At 48.4% G+C, this 22,643-nt stretch carries 20 protein-coding genes; 13 read left to right on the top strand and 7 right to left on the bottom strand.

The window, feature by feature from the left end; genetic code table 11:
• Positions 1-65 precede the first annotated feature (65 nt).
• Together FYJ73_RS01555 and FYJ73_RS01550 are read right to left on the bottom strand one after the other, a co-directional pair.
• A complete protein-coding gene (locus FYJ73_RS01555) occupies positions 66-881 on the bottom strand; it encodes a Nif3-like dinuclear metal center hexameric protein (protein ID WP_336509564.1) in 816 nt (271 codons plus the stop codon).
• 185 nt (positions 882-1,066) lie between these two features.
• A complete protein-coding gene (locus FYJ73_RS01550; protein ID WP_154532934.1) occupies positions 1,067-1,450 on the bottom strand; it encodes a hypothetical protein in 384 nt (127 codons plus the stop codon).
• 289 nt (positions 1,451-1,739) lie between these two features.
• On the opposite strand from FYJ73_RS01550, the gene FYJ73_RS01545 reads away from it, so the two are divergent.
• The 3 genes from FYJ73_RS01545 (at position 1,740) to FYJ73_RS01535 (ending at position 5,006) form a co-directional block, all read left to right on the top strand.
• Positions 1,740-2,342, top strand: a complete 603-nt coding sequence (locus FYJ73_RS01545) for an FKBP-type peptidyl-prolyl cis-trans isomerase (protein ID WP_154532932.1) — start codon at positions 1,740-1,742, stop codon at positions 2,340-2,342.
• A 216-nt stretch (positions 2,343-2,558) separates the two neighbouring features.
• The gene (aroC, locus tag FYJ73_RS01540) at positions 2,559-3,635 is read left to right on the top strand and encodes a chorismate synthase (protein WP_154532930.1); all 1,077 of its coding nucleotides are present in this window, start codon (positions 2,559-2,561) and stop codon (positions 3,633-3,635) included.
• A gap of 492 nt (positions 3,636-4,127) precedes the next feature.
• Positions 4,128-5,006 (top strand): M48 family metallopeptidase, encoded by an 879-nt coding sequence (locus FYJ73_RS01535; RefSeq protein WP_154532928.1) that lies wholly within the window; start codon positions 4,128-4,130, stop codon positions 5,004-5,006.
• Between the two features lie 43 nt (positions 5,007-5,049).
• On the opposite strand, the gene FYJ73_RS01530 is transcribed toward FYJ73_RS01535, so the two are convergent.
• The gene (locus FYJ73_RS01530) at positions 5,050-5,334 is read right to left on the bottom strand and encodes an SEL1-like repeat protein (protein ID WP_154532926.1); all 285 of its coding nucleotides are present in this window, start codon (positions 5,332-5,334) and stop codon (positions 5,050-5,052) included.
• 142 nt (positions 5,335-5,476) lie between these two features.
• On the opposite strand from FYJ73_RS01530, the gene FYJ73_RS01525 reads away from it, so the two are divergent.
• Positions 5,477-5,938 (top strand): NfeD family protein, encoded by a 462-nt coding sequence (locus tag FYJ73_RS01525; protein ID WP_154532924.1) that lies wholly within the window; start codon positions 5,477-5,479, stop codon positions 5,936-5,938.
• Between the two features lie 253 nt (positions 5,939-6,191).
• Complete coding sequence (locus FYJ73_RS01520) at positions 6,192-7,178, top strand: SPFH domain-containing protein (protein WP_154532922.1); 987 nt, start codon at positions 6,192-6,194, stop codon at positions 7,176-7,178.
• A gap of 197 nt (positions 7,179-7,375) precedes the next feature.
• On the opposite strand, the gene FYJ73_RS01515 is transcribed toward FYJ73_RS01520, so the two are convergent.
• Positions 7,376-8,254, bottom strand: a complete 879-nt coding sequence (locus FYJ73_RS01515; RefSeq protein WP_154532920.1) for a patatin-like phospholipase family protein — start codon at positions 8,252-8,254, stop codon at positions 7,376-7,378.
• Between the two features lie 83 nt (positions 8,255-8,337).
• Between FYJ73_RS01515 and FYJ73_RS01510 the strand changes: the two genes are divergently transcribed.
• From FYJ73_RS01510 to FYJ73_RS01495, 4 genes are all read left to right on the top strand, one after another.
• Positions 8,338-9,741 carry an aminopeptidase P family protein gene (locus FYJ73_RS01510; RefSeq protein WP_154532918.1) on the top strand — a complete coding sequence of 468 codons (1,404 nt, stop codon included), beginning with the start codon at positions 8,338-8,340 and terminating at the stop codon, positions 9,739-9,741.
• A gap of 66 nt (positions 9,742-9,807) precedes the next feature.
• Entirely contained in the window at positions 9,808-11,007 is a 1,200-nt protein-coding gene (locus FYJ73_RS01505) for a C1 family peptidase (RefSeq protein ID WP_154532916.1), read from the top strand.
• 200 nt (positions 11,008-11,207) lie between these two features.
• The gene (gene recJ, locus FYJ73_RS01500) at positions 11,208-12,932 is read left to right on the top strand and encodes a single-stranded-DNA-specific exonuclease RecJ (RefSeq protein WP_154532914.1); all 1,725 of its coding nucleotides are present in this window, start codon (positions 11,208-11,210) and stop codon (positions 12,930-12,932) included.
• Positions 12,933-12,988: 56 nt separating this feature from the next.
• Positions 12,989-14,887, top strand: coding sequence for a RecQ family ATP-dependent DNA helicase (locus tag FYJ73_RS01495; RefSeq protein ID WP_154532912.1), 1,899 nt, complete (start codon positions 12,989-12,991; stop codon positions 14,885-14,887).
• Positions 14,888-14,904: 17 nt separating this feature from the next.
• On the opposite strand, the gene trmD is transcribed toward FYJ73_RS01495, so the two are convergent.
• From trmD to FYJ73_RS15670, 3 genes are all read right to left on the bottom strand, one after another.
• On the bottom strand, positions 14,905-15,582 hold the full coding sequence (gene trmD / locus FYJ73_RS01490) for a tRNA (guanosine(37)-N1)-methyltransferase TrmD (protein ID WP_154532910.1): 678 nt from the start codon (positions 15,580-15,582) through the stop codon (positions 14,905-14,907).
• 71 nt (positions 15,583-15,653) lie between these two features.
• On the bottom strand, positions 15,654-17,633 hold the full coding sequence (ligA, locus tag FYJ73_RS01485; protein WP_154532908.1) for an NAD-dependent DNA ligase LigA: 1,980 nt from the start codon (positions 17,631-17,633) through the stop codon (positions 15,654-15,656).
• A gap of 100 nt (positions 17,634-17,733) precedes the next feature.
• A complete protein-coding gene (locus FYJ73_RS15670) occupies positions 17,734-18,489 on the bottom strand; it encodes a putative polyvalent protein kinase domain-containing protein (RefSeq protein ID WP_206081662.1) in 756 nt (251 codons plus the stop codon).
• Positions 18,490-18,723: 234 nt separating this feature from the next.
• Between FYJ73_RS15670 and FYJ73_RS01470 the strand changes: the two genes are divergently transcribed.
• The 4 genes from FYJ73_RS01470 to FYJ73_RS01455 all read left to right on the top strand — a co-directional run bounded on the left by FYJ73_RS01470 (position 18,724) and on the right by FYJ73_RS01455 (position 22,518).
• Positions 18,724-18,960 carry a hypothetical protein gene (locus tag FYJ73_RS01470; RefSeq protein ID WP_154532906.1) on the top strand — a complete coding sequence of 79 codons (237 nt, stop codon included), beginning with the start codon at positions 18,724-18,726 and terminating at the stop codon, positions 18,958-18,960.
• 130 nt (positions 18,961-19,090) lie between these two features.
• Positions 19,091-19,237: a type II toxin-antitoxin system RelE/ParE family toxin gene (locus tag FYJ73_RS16220; protein ID WP_336509563.1), complete on the top strand. Its 147-nt coding sequence runs from the start codon at positions 19,091-19,093 to the stop codon at positions 19,235-19,237.
• A 26-nt stretch (positions 19,238-19,263) separates the two neighbouring features.
• A complete protein-coding gene (locus FYJ73_RS01460; RefSeq protein ID WP_154532904.1) occupies positions 19,264-19,929 on the top strand; it encodes a B3/B4 domain-containing protein in 666 nt (221 codons plus the stop codon).
• 1,212 nt (positions 19,930-21,141) lie between these two features.
• Entirely contained in the window at positions 21,142-22,518 is a 1,377-nt protein-coding gene (locus FYJ73_RS01455; RefSeq protein WP_154532903.1) for an ATP-binding protein, read from the top strand.
• Positions 22,519-22,643 lie beyond the last annotated feature (125 nt).

Below are 22,643 nucleotides of genomic sequence, written 5' to 3'. Positions count from 1 at the left end.
TATGTGTATCGTGAGCTCGATCTATCCGTATCTATCGTTGGATCAACGTGAATTTCCGTTTGGATCTAAAAATAGATGATCGGATTGGTGTTGATCTCCGACAAAATGCAGCGGACACCGGGGCATTGCCGCGTGATGATGTCGCGGAAGATCTCCCGTGTGAACTGCTCACTTTGATAGTGGCCGATGACGGCAATTTGTATGCGTTGCTCGTAGCCAAAATATTGATGGTAGTGCATCTCTCCTGTCAGAAAGGCGTCGGCTCCGAGGGCAACAGCGTCCGGCAACAGAAAATCACCGGCTCCACCACAGATGGCCACACGACGGATGGGACGACGGAGCAGTTCATTGGCCATCACGCATTCCACGTCGAAGGTTTGTTTCAGCCGGATAATAAAGTCGTCGGCGGCAAGAGGCTCGGTCCATTCCGCAATCACTCCTTCGCCGGCAGCCACTGTTCGGAGTTGGCCGTCACTGGTTTTTACTTCTGCGGACTGGCGTTTGCCGAAGAATGTCGGATGTTCCAGTCCCAGCTTTTCTGCTATTTTGAAGTTGACACCGCCTTCAGCGGCGTCCATGTTGGTGTGGAGTGAGAGGATGGTAATATGCTTTTCGATGGCTTTCATCACCGTGCGCTGCACGTCATCTTCACCGCAGAGTCTTCTGAGCTTGTGGAAGATCAGAGGATGATGCGACACGATGAGGTTGCACCCTTTGGCTACGGCTTCGTCCACCACAGCCTCGGTAACGTCAAGACACAATAAAGCCCCTGAGACATCCGCCTCTGTCAATCCCGTTTGCAGGCCGGCATTATCGTAGTCTTCCTGCAAGGGCAGAGGCGCGAACTGTTCAAGGGCATTCACCACTTTTGCTATTTTCACGCTTAATACGTTTTAGATTACAAAGGTAGACAAATTATTTCGATCTACGTGAGCTTCTCGCTGGTATTTAAGAACAATTAATAAAAAAGCCCCGTCTTTGCAGACGAGGCTTCTTATATTTGCTTTCTGACGCTATATCCGTTAGTGGATGCCGTATCAGAAAAGGGGTTCTCTTTATCTACTTATTACTTCAGCAAACCGCGGTTCTCAAGAGTGAGGTTGAGCAGTGTGTTGTACTTGCGATACTGCTTCTCGTTGAGAACATAGTGCATGTACTTCAGCTCCTTGGTGGCAGCCTTCTTGACGAGCTCAGCACGCTCAGAAGCCTCTGCGTTTGCGGCTTTGCGCATGTCGTTGATGAACTGGTCGTGGATGGCCTCGACAGCGTCGATCTGATCAGCGCTCAGCTCCAGTGTGGTAGCCAGTTTGCTGTAGTTGACAGTCATGTCGTAGTTGGCAGCAGTGCTTGCCTCGGTTACCTCAGGTGCATTCTCAGGGATGTTCTCTGTGTTTGCAAATGCCATGCTCATTGTCATCATGGCAGCCAGTGTCAATACAATCTTTTTCATCTTTTTACCTTTCTTCTTTCCCGGCTTTGTCCTGAATCTTCTTCATTGGATCTGTGTCCGGGTGTTCAACATGTTATCCTTGAAATCACTTATCTTCTTGATTTCGATGCAAAGTTACGAGAATTATCGATACCAACCAAATAATTTGTTAGCTGTGTGCGTAAACAACTGCTTATTTTGATGTAAATCAAAGATTATATTACCATTTTGAATTTTAATAGGCTTGTAACTAAGAAAAAAGCACTACCTTTGCAGGCGAACAACAAATAATCAAAAGAATAGTATTATAATGAGCGAAAACAAGAGTAACAAGTTGGTGAGCGTTTCCTATCAGCTCTACGATGTCTCTAATGGACAGAAAGTGCTTGTCGAGATGACTGAGGAGGCTAAGCCTGCTACTTTCATCAGTGGTATGGGCTTTATGTTGGAAGACTTCGAGCGGCAGGTCGTCGACCTGGCTGTTGGCGACAGTTTCAACTTTGAGTTGACGCCGGAGCAGGCTTTTGGTCCCCGCAACAACGACTTGGTGAAGAGTGTCGACAAGCATATCTTCGAGATAGATGGCAAGTTTGATTCCAAGCATGTCTATCCCGATGCCATACTGATGCTGCAAAATGAGGCAGGAGATCACTTCAACGGTCGTGTCGTGGAGGTGGGACCTGATACGGTGACCATCGACCTGAACCATCCATTGGCTGGTTGCACGCTGAACTTTGTCGGTCAGGTGCTGGCCAATCGTGAGGCCACGAAAGAAGAGATGGCACAGTTGGCCAAGGCTATGTCGGGCGAAGGTTGCGGTGGTCATTGCGATAACTGCGGCGGAGGCTGTGGAGGCCATGGTGAAGAAGGCTGTGGCGGCGGTTGTGGCGAAGGATGCGGACACTGTCATTAAGCGGTCCTTTGATGCCCGGAAGCATTTTTTTTCATCAGAGATCTTGTCCTGCTCCTTATATAAAATAAGGTGTATACGCTCCTATATAATAAGGAGTGACCTATTATATAATAAGGTGTAGCTGAAATAGATAAGGGGGAGACATTTGTTAGGTTGTCATGAGACATCCATTATTTACAGGTGTGTGGTGATGCAAAACTAAAAGAAAGAACAACAATGAGGAACACGTTTGGTAATATATTCACTTTGACGACTTTTGGTGAAAGTCATGGTGAGGCTGTAGGAGGTATTATTGACGGGATGCCGGCTGGCATAGAGGTGGACATGGATTTCATTCAGCATCAATTAGACCGGCGTCGTCCGGGTCAGAGTCAGATCACTACGCAGCGCAAAGAGCCCGACCACGTGGAGCTGCTCAGTGGTGTCTACCAGGGCAAGACGACGGGAACGCCGATCGGTTTCATGGTCCGGAACACAAATCAGCGATCTTCCGACTATAACAATATGGTGGATTTGTTTCGCCCTTCTCATGCCGATTATACCTACTACAACAAATATGGACTGCGTGATCCCCGTGGAGGCGGGCGTTCTTCTGCCCGCATCACGATCAGCCGTTGTGTCGGTGGTGCCTTGGCCATGCTGGCTTTGCAACAGTTGGGTATCACTATCCAGGCCTACACAACACAAGTTGGTGACATCAAGTTGGAAGGCGACTACACCCATTACGACCTTTCTCAGATCGATTCCAACATCGTGCGCTGTCCCGATCTGGAAAAAGCGCAGCAGATGGAGGCCTTGATCAGAGAGGTCAAAGCCGACGGCGACACGATCGGAGGAGTGATCGCCTGTGTCATCAAAGGCTGTCCTGTGGGGCTTGGCGAGCCGGAGTTTGACAAGCTGCATGCTCAGCTGGGAGCTGCAATGCTCGGTATCAATGCAGTGAAAGGCTTTGAATATGGCTTAGGCTTCGACGGCGTCAGTCAGCGCGGCAGTCAGCAAAACGATGTCTTTGTCGCTCATCATGGGCAAATTACTACGCGTACCAACAACAGTGGAGGCATCCAAGGCGGCATCTCAAATGGACAGAATATATACTTCCGCGTAGCTTTCAAACCCGTAGCTACACTATTACGCAGTCAAAATACAGTTGATGCAAACGGTTGCGCAACTGTTTTGCAAGCCAAAGGTCGTCATGATCCCTGTGTGTTACCGCGTGCAGTGCCTATTGTGGAGTCGATGGCGGCGATGGTGTTGCTGGATAATTATCTGCTCAACAAGACAGTACATATCTAATACTCCTATTTGCCTTGATGACCATTTGCCTAATGCTGCCGGGAAGAAACGGCAGTGAGCCAAATGGTCATTAGCTTTTTAGTAAGAAAGAAATATAATTCTCTGACACTTAGAGGGTAAGAATAGCAGAAAAGCAAAAGACGGCAGTCATCCCACTTGGATAACTGCCGTCTTTTGGTACCTAAAAACAATCTCTACCTTTCTTGACTAATACATCAATTAACCTAACCAATCATCAAATACCTAATAACTACCTATATGAAAAACTACCTAACTAACTTGCTTATTCTTGAATAATCTATTGTTTTCTTTTTTCTGTTGCAAAGGTACGATATTTCTAAATATGAAAATGAAAAAGTTATCTTTTTTTGCACAATACGCTGTGCAATCGATTTCAGTTGGCTAAAATTATAAAATATTCAAGGTTTCTTTTTGTTGATAACTGATTAATCTCTAACTTTGCAGTTAGTAATTGATATATATTATGTAACTATGAAGAAAATCAAGTTTTTCCTCTTTACTATGCTGACAGCCTTGTTCGTGTCGGCATGTGGAACCACACAGACCGTGCCTATCACCGGTCGTAAGCACAATCTTTTGGTCACAGACCAACAGGTTCTCAGTTTGAGTAATCAAGAGTATCAGAAATTTATGCAGTCCGCCAAGGTCTCTACGGATGCAACAAATACTGCCATGGTAAAGCGGGTCGGCCAGCGGCTGGCTACTGCTGTAGAGAGCTATCTGACCTCACACGGTGCTGCCGACGAGGTGAAGAACTTTTCTTGGTCGTTCAATCTTGTGCAGAGCAAGGAAGCCAACGCCTTCTGTATGCCTGGCGGAAAGATTGTTGTTTATGAAGGCCTGCTGCCTTACACCCAGAACGAGGCATCATTGGCCATCGTTCTCGGTCATGAGATCGCTCACGCAGTGGCTAAGCATTCTGCCGAGCAGATGTCGAAGCAGATCCGTCAGCAGTATGCTACTCAGGGGGTCAACATCCTTGGCAGTGTGCTGGGAGCCGGTGATCTCACCAATGTTGCCACGAGTATCATGCAGCAGGGCTTTTCTTTTGCCAATCTGAAGTATAGCCGTGATGATGAGAGCGAGGCTGATCACATGGGACTCGTCTTTGCTGCTATGGCTGGCTACAATCCCCAGGAGGCCATTCCTTTCTGGAAGCGCATGTCACAAGGCAATAACAATACCAATGATTTCCTGAGCGATCACCCAAGCGATGCAAAACGTATTGCAGCCTTGCAGCAGGAGATGCCTGAGGCTTTGAAATATTATCAGGCTTATCAGGCTGCTCACACTACTGCCAAAAAGAGTACGACCTCTTCCAAGAGCCGCAAGTCACGTCGCCGCAAATAGAAGATTTAGTGCTATGTTGCTTGGGCAAGAAGTATAGAGATTCTTATTCCGGATGCTCTTTTTTGAAGCCCATCGCATCGCAAACTTTCCATAGGTGCCGCGCATGTCCCGCATCCTCGCGCACGCCGGTCCCGTTCCAATAGCACCATGCCAGGTAATACATTGCCTCGGCATGGTGTTGCTTTTCTGCATATCTCAGGATACGGCACGCGTCCTCGTAGTTTTCTTCGTGCAAAAGTTTCTTAGCTCTTTGCACGGCTTCATCGTAGGTCTCTCCTTCATGTTCTTCGTCAGTGAATCCAAAAAACTTTCTCCAAATACTTGTCATAGCCTTCTGTTTTGATGATTTATCCTTTCAGTTATTGCAAAGTTATGAATTAATCTTAAGTTGCACATAATTCTTTTAGCGAAATGTAGGGAATATCGATTTTTTTTCTTAATTTTACGTACAGAAAACAATCTCTATGACTATGATAGATTATCTTTCTGAAAACTTATGGCTGCTATGGACGCTGGTTTGTGTCCTTGCGCTGATACTGGAAGTGTCTTCCGGTACCTTCTACTTGCTCTGCTTTGCAGTAGGAGCTGCCGGGGCTATTGTCTCCTCTTTTTTCGGCATTCCTTTATGGGCACAGGTGTTGGTCTTTGTCATCTTTTCCTGTCTCTGTGTGTTCTGTGTGCGTCCGGTAGTAGTGAAATATCTGCATACCGACCGTCGTAACCGCAGGAGTAATGCCGATGCGCTTTTGGGTCGTGAGGGCGTTGTGATAGAGCCAATCACCGCGGAAAAGCCCGGGTACGTCAAAATTGATGGTGACGAGTGGCGCGCAGTGAGCAAAGATGGAAGCAATATCGACAAAGGAACTATTGTGAAAGTCGTTGCACGCGAGAGCATCGTCGTGACCGTTGAGGTTGCCGTGAAAGAAGATTAATATCAAAAATCAGCTTGTGGCGATACTGCCTGATGGTGTAGGAAAATGCTATGCCTTATCCATATGGTTATGAAATATAGCATAGATGAATGCAATCTGTTTCGCAAGAATGTGGCTTATCGCGCTGTAGTATACTATATATAATAAGGAGTAGCATGACATATATTAATGAGGAGTAGGTCCGGGCAATATTTCCGCTTGGTCTCTGCAGGCTGTTCATAATAAGTTTAACCCATAAAACAACAATAACCCTATGATTGCAACTTACGTACTGATAGGACTTATCGTCCTTGCGCTTATCTTTGCCAAGATGGCCATCGTCATCATTCCACAGAGTGAAACCAAGATTATTGAGCGACTGGGAAAGTACTATGCTACATTGAAGCCCGGTATCAACATCATCATTCCTTTTATCGACCGTGCAAAAGTCATTTGCACACTGGTGCGCGGACGCTATGTCTACAGCAACAACATAGACTTGCGAGAGCAGGTCTACGACTTCGACAAGCAGAATGTCATCACCAAGGACAATATCCAGATGCAGATCAATGCCTTGCTCTATTTCCAGATTGTGGATCCTTTCAAGGCTGTTTATGAGATCAACAATCTGCCCAATGCCATTGAAAAGCTCACGCAGACCACTTTGCGAAACATCATTGGTGAGATGGAACTGGATCAGACGTTGACATCCCGCGACACGATCAACACCAAGTTGCGTGGTGTACTCGACGACGCTACCAACAAGTGGGGCATCAAAGTCAACCGTGTGGAGCTTCAGGATATCATTCCGCCACAGAGCGTTTTGCAGGCGATGGAAAAGCAGATGCAGGCAGAGCGTGATAAGCGAGCCACCATCCTTACCTCTGAAGGTAAGAAACAGGCCGATATCCTGCGGTCTGAAGGTGAGAAAGCGGCAACGATCAACCGCGCGGAGGCTGACAAGCAGCAGGCTATCCTTCGTGCGGAAGGTGAGGCGCAGGCCCGTGTGCGCAAGGCTGAGGCTGAGGCTGTCGCTATCGAAAAGATTACGGAAGCAGTAGGAAAGAGTACCAATCCGGCTAATTACCTGTTGGCACAGAAGTACATCCAGATGATGCAGAATGTAGCCGAGGGCGACCGTACCAAAACGGTCTACCTGCCTTACGAGGCCACGAATCTGCTCGGAAGCATTGGTGGTATCAAGGAGCTCTTCACTTCCGACAAGACTGATACCGATACAAAAGACAAGAAAGTAAAATAGTATCAGTGATGCTTCCATGAATGCAAATAGAAATTGAAAATCTGATCAAGCACTGAAAAACATTAGGGGCAGGCTGCGATTTCGTAGCCTGCCCCGATGTCTTTGTCTTAGAGCCCTTCTGTTCAAGGCTGTATCATCCTTTTGCTTTTTCGTTTACTTTGTCTTTGCTTTGTTTTTTAGTCTATGTGTTTCCTTTGTTACAAAGTCTTAGATGAGGGCTCTTCGCGGATGTACTTGCCATAAGTTTCGCAAAACTGTTCACCCAGAGCGAATCCTTCCTCATAGAGGGCTTCGAGTTTCTCCACGTCCTTCTCTATTCTTCTCACTTGCATGGGCTTCCGTGGCCGGATGCAGATGATGCGGTCTTCGTGCTCCAAGTCCTCGATGAGCTGCAGCTGTTGGTTGTATGCCCGGATGCGATGGCTGAGTGCCAAACGCAGCCGAGGGTAGTTGCGGTAGACAAAGGGTGGTATTTTCCGGTCTTTGCCCAGTTCTCTGAATCCATAGTTACGGGTAGAGATGACCACGTTGGTGGCGTGTCCGGCTTCTATACTCCGCATCACGGGTATAGAGTCAATGATACCTCCGTCGAGCAGCGGCCGCCCGTCCACCCAAACGATCTTGCTCACATAGGGCAGACTGCTGGAAGCCTTCACGATGTCGCAGGCCCGTTGCCGGTCGTGTGTCTCCTTGAGATAGACAGGATGACCCGACGCGCAGTCTGTCGCCACCATTTCGAAACCGTCGGCATGGCGGAAGTATTCGTCATAGTCAAAGGGCAACAGCTCGTTGGGGAAACGGTCGTATAGCAATTCCCGGTCAAAGATGCAGCCTTGCGTGACCAGATGCTTTATACCTATATAGTTATATCTTGTCAGATAGTCGATGTTCGAGATGCGCGCACGCCGGGGTTGGCGTGAGATGTAACTCATGCCATTGCAAGCACCGGCAGACACCGCGACGACATAGCGAAACCATACCTCGTGCTTCATGAAAGCGTCCAAGACGCCACTTGTGAAGACGCCGCGCATACCGCCGCCTTCGAGCACCAATCCTGTATTCGTATCAATTTGCATAAAAACATTTAATTTTAATTGCAAAGTTACGCAATTTAAGTGAATAATTAGTAACTTTGCAATGAATATTAAATTCATTGTCTATGTATAGCAAAGAAACTTATGTCAGTCGTCGTGCTGAACTCAAAAAGCTTGTGAAGAGTGGAGTGATTATCCTCTTCGGCAACAATAATTCTCCCGCCAACTTTCCCAACAACGGATACCATCCTTTCCGTCAGGATTCATCATTCCTGTATTATTTCGGTCTGAACCGTGACGGACTCGTGGGTGTCATTGATGTGGATAATGATATTGAGACACTCATCGGCGACGACATCAGTATCGACGATATCGTATGGTATGGTTCTGTAGAAAGTGTACACGACATGGCAGAGCAGGTCGGTGTGAAGAACTCTGCGCCGATGAAGTCGTTGAAGACCATCTGCAACGATGCCATGCGTCAGAAGCGCCGCATCCATTTTCTGCCGCCTTACCGTGCAGACATAAAGATTCAGATATTCGATCTGCTCGGCATCCATCCCAATCAGCAGAAAGAGAGTGCTTCCATGGACTTGATCAAGGCTATCGTGAAGATGCGTTCTGTGAAGACTGATGAAGAAGTCGAGGAATTGGAGCGTGCCGCCGTCATTGGCTATAAGATGCACACGACAGCCATGAAGATGTGCCGCCCGGGTATCACAGAGCAAGAAATTGCCGGTGCTCTCGACGGTATCGCCAACGGACTGGGTTCTATGGTCAGTTTTGCTACCATCCTGACACAGCATGGCGAGATCATGCACGGCTCTCCCTCAATGAACAAGTTGGAGGCTGGCCGTCTGATGCTTTGCGACGCCGGTGCCGAGACGATCAACAACTATTGCTCCGACAACACCCGTACCTCTCCGGTGAGCGGTCACTACGACCAGCGTCAGCTCGAGATCTATTCCATCGTAGAGGCTTGCCACGACTACGTACTTCAGGTAGCCAAGCCTGGTGTGAAGTGGTGGGATGTTCACTTCGCCGTTTGCCGTTTGATGACCGACCGTTTGAAAGAGCTCGGTCTGATGAAAGGCGACACCGAGGAAGCTGTTCGCGCCGGTGCTCACGCCATGTTTATGTGCCATGGACTTGGCCACATGATGGGTATGGATGTACACGATATGGAGGGCTTCGACCAGATCAATGTAGGTTTCGACGAGGAGGTTCGTCCTAACCTTGAGCAGTTTGGCACCAACTGCCTGCGCTTAGGGCGCCGCTTGCAAAAAGGCTTTGTCGTCACCGACGAGCCGGGTATCTACTTCATTCCCGCACTGATCGATGACTGGAAAGCCAGCGGCCACTGCAAGGAGTTCATCAACTTCGACAAGTTGGAGACCTATAAGGACTTCGGTGGTATCCGTATTGAGGACGATCTGCTCATCACCGATGATGGTTGCCGCTTCATAGGCAAGAACCGCATTCCTTACCATCCCAAGGATGTGGAAGCCTTCATGGCTGAGAACCGCTAATATAGAAAAGACTATAGAGAGAATTACAAGTAACAACATTAAGACAAGTCAACCAAAAAGAAAAAGATGAAGAAAGTAATTGTATTGGCTTTACTTGCAGTGTGCACGTTAGGTGCCCACGCTGAGAAAAAAGACAGTGTTAATCCCAACAAGCCGGTGTTCACCGTTGTCAAGAAGAACCCGATCACTTCCATCAAGGATCAGAACCGCTCAGGTACGTGTTGGGACTATTCCACGCTGAGCTATTTCGAGTCAGAGATTCTCAAGGCCACAGGCAAGACCTATGATCTTTGCGAGAGCTTTGTGGCCAACAAGACATATATGGACCGTGCTATCCAGGTCGTGCGCCTGCATGGCGACTGCCAGTTCTCTGAGGGCGGCAGCACCTACGATCCTCTTTATTGCCTCGAGCATTACGGCATCTGCCCGGAAAAAGCCATGCCTTTCCCCGGCAGTCTCTATGGCGACTCGCTCAACAACTTCGGTGAGTTCTTCTCTGTGATGACTCCCTACGTGCAGAGCGTTGCCAAGAGCAGCCTGAAGAAGATCTCCAGCCAGTGGAAGGTAGGATTGCAAGGCATTCTCGACGCTTATCTTGGCAAGTGCCCTGAGCAGTTCACCTACGAGGGCAAGACCTACACGCCGAAGACTTTCGCCGCTTCCCTTGGTCTTGACTGGAACAACTATGTGAGCTTCACCTCTTTCTCCCATCATCCTTTCTGGACACAGTTTGCTGTAGAAGTACAGGACAATTGGCGCAATCCTCTGACATGGAACGTGCCTATCGACGATCTCCAGAAGATCCTCGACAATGCCATCATGAACGGCTATACGATTGCCTGGGGCGGCGACGTCAGTGAGGAAGGCTTCACCCGCAAGGGACTCGCATACAATGTCGATGAGAAGAAGCTCGAGAACATGAAAGGCAGTGACATGGCCCGTTGGCTGAAACTCACTCCTGCCAAGAAGAAAAGTATTGTAGACTCTCTCGGTGTTAACGTTCCGGAGGTCGTGCCTACACAAAAGCAGCGTCAGGAGCGCTTCGACGACTGGGAGCTCACCGACGACCACGGTATGCTGATCTTCGGTATTGCTAAGGATCAGAATGGCAAGGAGTACTACATGGTAAAGAACTCTTGGGGCAAGAGCGGCGACTATGACGGCATCTGGTATATGACCAAGAACTTCATCATCGCCAACACCATGGACTTCATGGTCAACAAAAACGCTGTGCCTAAGGACATCCGCAAGAAGTGCAACATCTGATCATTAAGATCTTAAGTCATACCATCCGCCTCTTCACCGCAGTGTGAAGAGGCGGATTTCTGTTTTCGCCAGTCGGCTTTCTTTCATCGAGCCGCACTGCTGCTATCCTCATTTCCATCCTTCCTTATACTTTTTCTATAGTTTTTTTGCTGTTCAGCAAGAAAATTTGTATCTTTGAAGCAGAAAAAGAAATATTTAAAATGCATTTCAAATGGAAGTATGTGCCACCTACATCTGATGAACTCCGTTTGGCGGGCGAACTGAGCGAGAAACTCAACATGAGTCCCTTGCTTACCCAGCTTCTCGTCAAGCGTGGCATCACCACAGAGAGTGCAGCCAAGCAATTCTTCAAGCCTCAGTTGGCCGACCTGATCAATCCTTTCCGTATGAAGGATATGGACGCGGCGGTCGACAGACTCAATGATGCGATGGGCCGCAAGGAGCGGGTGCTCGTCTATGGTGACTATGATGTTGACGGATGCACTGCGGTGGCTTTGGTTTATAAGTTTTTACAGCAGTTCTATTCCAATATAGACTATTACATTCCTGATCGCTACGATGAGGGCTACGGCATCAGCCGCAAAGGGTTGGACTATGCCCATCGGACAGGTGTGAAACTGGTGATCATCCTTGACTGTGGCATCAAGGCAGTCAAGGAAATTGCCTATGCCAAGTCGTTGGGTATTGACTTCATCATCTGCGACCACCATGTACCCGACGAGGAGATGCCACCCGCAGTGGCCATTCTTGACCCCAAGCGCGACGACGATCCCTATCCTTTCAAGCAACTCTGTGGTTGCGGTGTGGGCTTCAAGCTCATGCAGGCTTTCGCCAAGAACAATGGCATTCCCTTCTCCCGGCTTATCCCTTTGCTGGACTTTTGCGCCGTGAGCATTGCCGCCGATATGGTACCGGTGGTTGATGAGAACCGCATTCTCGCTTTCCATGGACTGAAGATTCTCAATCAGAATCCCAGTGTGGGCCTGAAAGCCATCATCGACATCTGTGGACTCAGCGGCCGCGACATCTCCATGAGCGATATCGTCTTCAAGATCGGACCGCGCATCAATGCCTCCGGACGTATGGAGAACGGTAAGGAAAGCGTGGACCTGCTCGTGGAGAAAGACATCAACGAGGCACTGCGCAAGGCCAAGCATATCAATGAGTACAATGAGCAGCGCAAGGACATCGACAAGCACATGACCGAAGATGCCAACCAGATCGTCTCGCGTCTGGAAAGCCAGAAACATCAGTCAAGCATCGTCCTGTATGATGAGCACTGGAAGAAAGGCGTCATCGGCATTGTGGCTTCCCGACTGACAGAGATCTATTTCCGGCCAACAGTTGTTCTTACGCGTGACGGTGACCTTGCGACAGGCTCAGCCCGCTCGGTGATGGGCTTCGACATCTATTCGGCCATTAAGAGCTGCCGTGACCTGCTCATCAATTTCGGAGGGCACACCTATGCCGCCGGACTTACCTTGCGCTGGGCCGACATCCCCACATTCCGCAAGCGTTTTCAGAAATATGTCGAGGAGCATATCCAGCCCGAGCAAACCGAGGCTTACCTCAGGATTGATGCGATCATCGACTTCAAGGACATCACCAAGAAACTCTACAACGACCTGAAGCGCTTCTCACCCTTTGGGCCGAGCAATCCCAAACCGGTGTTCTGTACGCTTGGCGTCTACGACTATGGCACCAGCAAGGTCGTCGGGCGGTCTCAGGAGCATATCAAACTGGAACTTGTCGACTCCAAGTCGGGTGTTGTGGTCAACGGCATTGCCTTCGGTCAGAGTGCGTCCGCCCGATATATCAAGTCGCGTCGGTCATTCGACATCGCCTACACCATTGAGGACAATGTCTTCAAGCGCAACCAAGTGCAGTTGCAGATCGAGGATATCCGGCCACGCAAGAGCGAGTAAGTGTCTTGTGGCATAAGGATATATAAAATTAGAGGTAAAGAGTTGGAGCTTGAACATTGGACAAGTATCGTGAAATTCTTCAGCGTTATTGGGGCTATGACGACTTTCGCGGCATTCAGCGCGACATCATAGACAGCATTGGCAACGGCCACGACACGTTGGGACTGATGCCGACGGGTGGTGGAAAGTCCATCACCTTCCAGGTACCAGCCTTGGCTGCTGATGGCGTCTGCATAGTCATCACGCCACTGATCGCCTTGATGAAAGACCAGGTCGCCCATCTTCAGGCCAACGGCATCAAGGCGGCAGCCATCTATTCCTCCATGTCGCGCAGCAAGATTGTCGCGACGTTGGAGAATGCCATCTTTGGCGGGCTGAAGTTGCTCTATGTCTCGCCTGAGCGTCTCGGCAGTCCTTTGTTTCTTCAAAAGCTCAAGCGCATTCCCGTGAGCTTCATCACGGTCGACGAGGCTCATTGTATCAGCCAGTGGGGCTACGACTTTCGTCCTTCCTATCTCAAGATTGCAGACATCCGGCAGGTCAAGCCCGGCGTACCCGTGCTGGCTCTTACAGCCACCGCCACGCCGGCTGTTGTCCATGACATCATGGACCGGTTGGCCTTCAAGGACAAGCGGTTCTTCAAGATGAGTTTTGTCCGGAAGAACGTCATCTATGTGGTACGTCCCACCGTCGACAAGCAGAAAGAGCTGGTGCATATCCTCCGGCATGTTCCAGGCTGTGCCATCGTCTATGTCCGTAGCCGTGAGAAGAGCCGCTTGCTGTCGACTTTTCTCACCGAGAGCGGTATTTCCTCTACATATTATCATGCCGGTCTGGAGCCTCAGGACAAAGACGAGCGGCAAGAAAAATGGACGCGCGACGAGGTGCGGGTGATGGTTGCCACCAACGCTTTTGGCATGGGCATCGACAAACCCGACGTGCGTCTGGTCGTTCATTTTGATTGTCCCGATGCCATTGAGGCCTACTTCCAGGAAGCCGGTAGGGCAGGGCGCGACGGACAGAAGTCCTATGCTGTGTTGCTTTGGGATGATCAGATGGATCTGCGCATGATGCTCAAGCGTGTGGAAATGAACTTTCCGCCCAAGGAGAAGATTGCCGACGTGTATGAGCGTTTGGCATATTTCTATCAGGTCGGTGTGGGAAGTGGAGGTGGACACACGTTTCTTTTCAATATCGACAAGTTCTGCGCATCCTATCATCTGTCGCCTTTCATGGTGCCTTCCGCCTTGCAGCTATTGCAATACGCCGGCTACATCGATTACAATTCTGAGCCAGACAGTGTCTCGCGGGTGAGGATTCTGGTCAGTCGTGACGAACTCTATCGTCTTCGTCTGCCTGCTCAAGAGGATCTTGTCCTCACTGTCTTGTTGCGACTGTGCGATGGTATTTTTACGCGCTATGCCTTTTTTGATTTAAACGAGGTGGCTGAGCGTACACAGTTGAGTGAGCAGCAGACCTATTTGGTGTTGAAGACGATGAGTGCCAAGCACATCATCCACTTCATCCCCAACCGCCATATTCCGCAGATCACATATCTCCAGGACCGCGTCAGCATTGAGGATGTAATCATCCCGCCTCATGTCTATGAGGACAGGAAACAAAAATATGAGCAAAGGCTCAAGGCGATGATGGATTATGTCCTCAACGATCAGGAGTGCCGCAGCCGTCAGTTGTTGGCATATTTTGGAGAGGAGGCAAAAGACGATTGCGGTCAGTGTGACGTCTGCGTCCAGCGCCGTAAGGACTACCGTCAGCGGGTGGCTGCTTTGCCACGTCAGATTCTTGAGCTCTTGTCCGATGGCGATTCCCATGATCTTTCCGTTCTTCGTACCCTTCATTTCGACAAGGATACGGTCGCCTCTGCTGTTCAGTCGTTGGCCGACGATGAGAAAGTCGATTTAGGTATCAACACCATCCGGTTGCACAATCCGTAACCGGATGGCGTTTTTTGTTATTTCTTCAGCAGGTCGGGACGCAAGCGTTTTGTGCGCTCCATGGCCTGATCCATTTCCCATTGTTTGATTTTAGCCTCATTGCCGCTCAGCAGGATGTCGGGCACCTTCCATCCTTTGTAGTCAGCGGGGCGTGTGTAGATCGGTGCTGCCAGCAGATCGTCCTGAAAGCAGTCCGAGAGGGCACTCTGATCATCGCTGATCACGCCGGGTACCAGTCTGACCACAGCGTCAGCGATGCAGGCTGCTGCCAGTTCGCCGCCGGTGAGCACAAAGTCACCCACGCTGATCTCGCGTGTGATGAAGTGGTCGCGCACGCGCTGGTCGATGCCCTTGTAGTGTCCGCAAAGGATGATGAGGTTTTGCTGCAGCGACATGTCGTTGGCGATATGCTGGTCGAACTTCTCTCCGTCGGGTGTGACGTAGATCACGTCGTCGTAGTCCCGTTCTGCCTTCAGGGTCGAGATGCAGCGGTCGATGGGCTCTATCTGCATCACCATACCCGCAAAGCCGCCGTAGGGATAGTCGTCGACACGGCGCCATTTGTCAAGGGTGTAGTCGCGCAGGTTGTGGAGATGGATCTCGGCCAAGCCTTTTTTCTGTGCACGTGCCAATATCGACTCGTGGACAAAGCCCTCGATCATCTCTGGCAATACGGTAATGATATCTATTCTCATGGTGTCTGTAATATGCTATGTCTGTTGTTTTTGATTCGTTGATAAGGTTGAGACGCTGTTCCTACTGGGCATCATCCTTCGGTGAATTTGCTGATAAACTCGTCCTCGGTGATGATGGGCGTGTTGAGCTCGTGGGCTTTCTTGTTCTTGCCGCTGGTGCTGGTATTGTCATTGTTGATCAGGAAGCTTGTCGACTTGCTGACCGATCCTGTGACTTTTCCACCCTGACTCTCGATATAAGCTTTGAGTTCTGCCCGATTCTTATAGTGGTGCACATCGCCCGTGATGACGAAGGTCAGTCCCTGACAGCGGTTGCCGGTGGGTGCTGTCGACGATTCTGTGACGTGGAGTTGCTCCATGAGGTCGTCGAAGTCATGCTTGTTGTCGGCATTGCGGAACCACGCTGTGAACGATGCCGACTTTTCGGGGCCGATACCGGGAATCATAGCCAACTGCTCACCTCTGCCGAAAAGCCCGCCGTCGGTGGTGGCGATGTCGACCAGTGCTTGCAGGCTGTAGGCCGAGAGCAACCGTTGGCAGACATCCTTGCCGCATAGTGGGATGCAAAGGGCGTAAAGCAATTGGCGTGCCTCGACGTTGCGGGCTTTGTCGAGCGAAGCCATCAGATTGGAAACAGATTTGGCACCGAAACCGTCGAGATGGGCCATCTGCTGTGCATGGTCGCCCAGCCGGAAGATGTCGCCATAGCGAGTCACCCATCCCAGGTTGATGAACCGTGCGAGCGTCTGTTCTGAGATGCCGTCGACGTTTACGCCTTCTTTCGACACGAAGCGGGCAAATTTTTTCAGTTTCTTGGCTGCGCAGTTTGGGTTGGTGCAGTGCAGTGTGCGTGTGCCGCTGGCCGCGCTGGTGGTCACCAAGGTGGGATGTCCGCACACGGGACATTGTCCGGGAATCTGCAACTCACCGACTTTCTCTCTGACGCTGATGACTTTCGGGATGATCTTATTGGCTTTGATGACTTCGAGTTTCGTGCCCTTGTCGCCAATGCCCAGTCGCTCGCACTCACTGATGTTGCACAGCGAGGCACGTTTCACCGTGGTGCCTTCAAGCTGTACGGGTCGAAAGACGGCCACGGGCGAAATTGTCGATGCGGCGCAACTCCATTCGATGTGGTCCAGCTCGGTCAGGGCGCTTTCGTCGGCCCATTTAAAGGCATAGCCCGCGCGTGTGGCATGGTGGCCGGTGACCGATCCCGTCTGAGCATAGTCGTTGTCGTCGTAGGCGATGACGAGTCCGTCGACGGGGTAGGGCATTGTTTCCACTTTTTTGGTCCAACGGTTGATGGCATCCTCGACATGTTCCAGCGATGGTTGCTCGATGAGTTCGTGCTCCACGGGTCGGAAGCCGAGATGTTTGAGCCAGTCCATGCGCTGTCCCCACGAATGGATGTCGTCGTCGCAGTGCACCAGGGTGAAAGGTATCCACTGCAGGTGGCGTTGGCGCACTTCGTCGATATCTTTCAGTGTGAGTGAGCCCGAGGCGAGGTTGCGTGGGTTGGCATATTCCTCGTCGCTTTCCATGTTGAACTGCTCAAAGTCGTGGTAGCTGATGACACATTCGCCACGAATGACCGTGTGGTTCTTGTAGTCGATCTTGGGCAATACACCGCTGATGGCTGAGGCCAAGTGCGTGATGTTGGTGCCGATATGTCCGTCGCCACGTGTGACGAGTTTTGTCAGCCGTCCGTTGTCGTAGGTGGCTACCAAGGTGAGTCCGTCGAGTTTCCAAGAGAGCCAGATGGGCTTCATCTCAGCCCACTTCACCAGATCCTCGGGCTTTTTCGTCTTTGCCAGTGAGAGAGCCGGATATTCGTGGGCTTCTTTCTGTCCTGTGAGCGTGTCGGCGGAGACGTGATGGGTAGGAGAACCCTCCAGCACGGTGCCCGTCTCCTGTTCCAGTCGGGTGAGCCGGTCGAAGAGTGCGTCCCACTCATAGTTGGTCATCAGCTCCTCGCGGCCGTTATAGTATGCGTCGGAGGCTTTGTTGAGCTGCTCAATCAAAGCCTTCATTTCCTCTGTCTTTGTCATAAGATCGTGATATGGTCGTAACCTGCCTTAATAGGCTTTCTGTTTACAAAGTTAACAAAAAAAATCGGTATGCCCGTTGTTTCGTTGTTTTTCTTGCTGTTCATCTCAATGAACCTTGTATTTCTTCGTAATAATGATTCAGAACAACTATTGCCGGTTGCTTGAACTTTATGATAGGATCGATAAAGAGCAGGTGCTCATTGTCAGATAGCACATTATCTCCATCAGCGGATACATCCGTAATTGCAATGTATTCGTTAGCATAAAAATATCTGTTTTCGATATTTAGTCCTAATCCTTTCAGTAGATAGTCATCAATATCTTTTTGGCTTGGAGTAGAGAACTTCTTTGGAAGATATTGTTGTTGGAGGATAATCCTCACGCCATCAGTATCTTCGCTTATTCCAATAAACTTATAGCTTGTCGATGGGAAAAGAATGTTATGGATCAAATGTTCATAGATGACATCTTGTGCATGGATATTTTTGATAACTGCCTTGGCGAAAGGATTGCGGATCTTGGTAATAGTGTCCCCTTCTTCATTGAGATAGACAATGCTCTCTCCGGAAGGGAGTCGCTTGCGGTCACCAAACTTACTCCATTCTAATTTGGGTATGAATAAGCCATAGTCTTTGGCTATGGAAATCAGGCGTTTCCCTTCAGTCTCTTGCGCTGCAGCTCTCGTGCCTTGCTCGTAATCTCCATATCGTTGAGAGGATACCCCAGTCTCAAACACTCGAATATCGCTTCTGTCGCGATCGGCCTGTATTTTGGACTCAAGGACAACACGTATAGGTTGGCTTTCTGTCCGTTTCTTAAAGAGATGTCTGATAAGTTTTTCTCCATATCTCCACATTATATAATCTGCTTTATTTGCAAAATTAGGTTTTTTCTATGAGACTTCCAACTTTATTTGTGGCTTTTTGTTCTCTTTTTATTTTGTCATTCCCCTCGTCTACTGTATAGATCTCAGATAAGTTGCGCTGCACTCGGGAATGCAAAATAAAAATCCATTTCATTCCTTTTTATTTTGTCATAGGTTTGCTACTTTGGAATTTTATTTTTATTTTTGCATCAGAAAGGAATAGTTATGGCTACATTGCAAGTTTCAAATACTCAGGTTTCAACCTTAGACGCTCTTTGGGCACTTTTCAAGAGTCAGCCCAAGGCCGTTCGCAAGGCTTTCGTAAAAAGACTAAAATCGGAAGAGACATCGGAAGAACTAAAGGAAGATGTTGTCAAGCATATCAAAGCAGTGAGGAGCGGAAAGGAAAAGACTTATTCCTTCGACTCCTTGGAGGACGCAAAAAAGTGGCTTGACGAATGAAATATAAAATCTATTTCTCCACGTCTTTCAAGAAATCATATAAGCTCTGCAAGAAACGGGGCTATGATATGTCGTTATTTGATGACGTGTATAACCTGCTTGCAAAAAACGGTTTCTCCCAGAGAAGTATTTGCCACATCAATTACATGGCAAATTGAAAGGTATTTGGGAATGCCATATCTCGTCAGACTGGATTCTATTATGGGATCAGAATGACAAAGAGTTGACGCTTTATCTTATGGATACAGGTACACATGCTGACCTTTATAAGAAATAGCAAGAGTCATTTAAGAAAGAGAAAAGATGAAAATTATAGTTTCAAAAGAGATAGAGAACGTTTGTCCGAATTTCGTGGGGGCTTGCGTAGAAGCGCAGGTAAAGAACTCACCCTATTGCGCTGAGCTGTGGCAGGAGATCAATGCCTTGGGAGAGCACTATCGTCAGGTACTGAGCACCGAGACGCTGAAGGCTATTTCCGGTATCGAAGCCACGCGACGCGTCTACCGTGCTTGTGGCAAGGATCCCTCGCGCTACCGTCCTGCCGCTGAGGCACTGATACGCCGGCAGCTCAAGGGCAAGGATCTCTATCAGATCGATACCTTGGTGGATCTCGTCAACTTGGCGAGCATCCGCTATGGTTACAGCATCGGCGGCTTCGACGCGGATAAGTTCGAGGGTGACACGCTGACGCTCGGCGTGGGGCGGGAAGGTGAACCTTACGAGGGAATCGGCCGTGGCATGATCAACATTGCGGGACTCCCCGTCTATCGCGATGCCGTGGGTGGAGTAGGGACGCCTACTTCCGACAATGAGCGGACCAAGATAGGTCTGTCCACGACCCACCTCGTCGTGCTCATCAATGGCTATGATGGCGATGAGAGTCAGGTGGTTGCCAACGCGCAGTATATCCAGGAGCTCGTCAGAAAATACGCTCAGTCAGATGGAGGAACGTTTTTCACCTACAGATAGCTTTCTGTCTGACTCATGGGGCTGCGACGTGTGTTCGTAGCCTATATTGTCTTATAAAGTGACATTTTAGAGGCACTGAGAATCGATTCTTTTCCATCAGCACCTCCTTTGACCTTGATTTCTGCGAAAAAATCGATCTTTTTATAACTAACAAATAATCAGACAGTTATAAAAATGAATCGCTCGTAGTATATAGATATCGGTGATTTTTTACAAAGAAACTTTGAAAAAGAGCTGTCATCTCGGTTGTTTGACCCGAAGAAAACAGTTAGATGACCTCGTCATTCAACTTAGATGACCTTGTCATTCAACTTAGCTGACCTTGTCATTCAACTTAGATGACAGCATCAAACAACCCTTTTTATCCCCCAACACTGCAAAAATTTGTTTGAGAAAGCGGAAATGTCGTCTTTCCTTTCCTATTTCGTATGTTTGGGTTGACAGACTTTTGTAAGAAAAAACTGTTGAATATAATAGTTGCTTTTGGTCGAGTTTCTCTCTTGTTATTATATTCGAGGACTGTATTTAGAGACCTATAAACTACCATGAACAACGAAAACTAATCGAACTTAAATCATTGTATTACAGCTACTTTTAGATTTTAACACTTCAGAAGCTGTTTTTGGTTGCTTCGGAAATTCCCGTTAAATTTGCAACGTATTTCTACCGCAGAGAATTTACGAGGCTTTATTTTTGCCACATCGTGTACATAGTTGACAAAAGGCAACAATAGGTTACAAGAGTTGACAGGTTTCCGACTTGCTTTTGAGTAAAGCAATATCGTGGCGAAAGTTGACAAAGGGTGTCAAAAAAATCCCATCATGAGCAACGTCAAAAATACTTTCTTCATAGAATTATGTTTTAAATATCTACTAAAATGGCGCAGACCGCCACCATAATCCTGCCAGGCTTACCACAGCCTCCAATCATCTACGGGGAAGTCTGCGCCTATGGCGCGACTTCACGATGATTGGTGTTTGCTCTGTTTATCCTTTCGGTGTGGTAATTTGGCAGGATGTGAGCAATATGTCTTGCAAAGATGGCATTTCGCCACTATGCGTTGCAAATGTACTCAAAAAAATAATTATCGAAACTTTTGATGTTACAAAAGTGTGATTTTAGATAAAATTTACGCGCGAAACGGTGATTTCATGCCTTCTTCTCAAGAAAAAAGTGTACCTTTGCAAGGTGATAAGCCAAAATTCATATGGAATGGAATTAAAGACTCTGGTAGCGGAATGTACTGCATACGACTTCAAGGTGATGCTTGAAGAAAAGAAGCCTAAGAGTTGGTTGAAGAGCGTTAGTGCTTTCGCTAATGGCTTGGGCGGTTCCCTTTTCTATGGCATAGATAATGATGGTATCGTCAAAGGTCTTGATGACGTGCAGCATGTATGTGAGACTATCAGTAGTAGGATACGCGATTACATGGATCCTCTACCAGAGGTGGAAATGATTCCCCATGATATAGATGGTCTGCACATCTTGCAACTCAAAGTCAATTCAGGGCATTATACCCCATATTACTACGTTGGAGATGGTCAGCGAATTGCCTTTGTTCGTATCGGTGATGAAAGTCTTCCTGCCACAGCAGAGCAGATGGTTCGCTTGGTGCTGAAAGGTTCCAACAAAACTTTTGATTCCCTTCATACAGACTATAAGGCAGAGGACTATTCCTTTACGATATTGGCGAACTCGTTCAAAGACCGCACCAAACAAGAATGGGACAAGAAATATCTCTTGTCGTTTGGACTGGTGGCAGGTGCAGGGAACCTTACGAATGCAGGAGCGTTGTTTGCCGATGACTGCCCATTGTGGCAATCTCGCCTATATTGCACACGATGGGATGGAAAGGAAAAGGGCGATGCCATCAACGATGCAGAGTTTACAGGCAATGTCCTCATGCTACTTCGTGAAGCTATGAATTTTGTGAAATCCAACACAAAGAAAGGCTGGGAGAAACTGCCTGATGGAAGAAAGAACAAACCAGAGTATGCGGAACGTGCAGTTCTTGAAGCAATGATAAACCATTTCATCCATCGCGATTATACTGTAATGGGTGGCGAAGTACATCTTGATATATACGATGACCGTCTCACTGTCACATCCCCAGGCGGAATGTATAATGGTTTACTGATACAGGATTTGGACATCAAAGATGTGTCTTCTGAAAGGCGCAATCCCATACTTGCAAACGTAATGGCTCAACTTGACTATATGGAGAAACGAGGCAGCGGACTCACACGCATCTGTAATGAGACCAAAGCCTTGGAAGGTTATAAGGATGAGCTAAAACCCAAGTTCAAGTCCACTCCAACCCAATTTCAGACCATCATTTATGCCACCTTCGACACCCCGAATGTCGGAGACCATGACGGAGACATGTCGGAGACGAAACTCACTGAGCGTCAGCAGAAAATCCTCAATCTCATCAAAAAATCTCCGACAATCACCGGCAAACAAATGTCGGAGACTTTGTCGGTGAGCCAGCGCACCGTCGAACGCGACCTTTCTGCAATGCAAAAGAACGGCATCCTGAAACATGAAGGAAAGGACAATGATGGAATGTGGGTGGTGCTTAGCACATAATAAATAATCAAATAAGTGCAAATTTCATAATGTACTATCCCCCCCTATATGTAGGATAATCCTTGAATATGAATTGATAAACGACATATATATATTATGAGAATAATTCATTTTTCAGATTTTCA

Source organism: Hallella mizrahii (assembly GCF_009695775.1).
GTDB lineage: Bacteria > Bacteroidota > Bacteroidia > Bacteroidales > Bacteroidaceae > Prevotella > Prevotella mizrahii.
The sequence above is the reverse complement of the archived record's forward strand: the minus strand, read 5'-3'. Positions and strand labels throughout refer to the sequence as shown.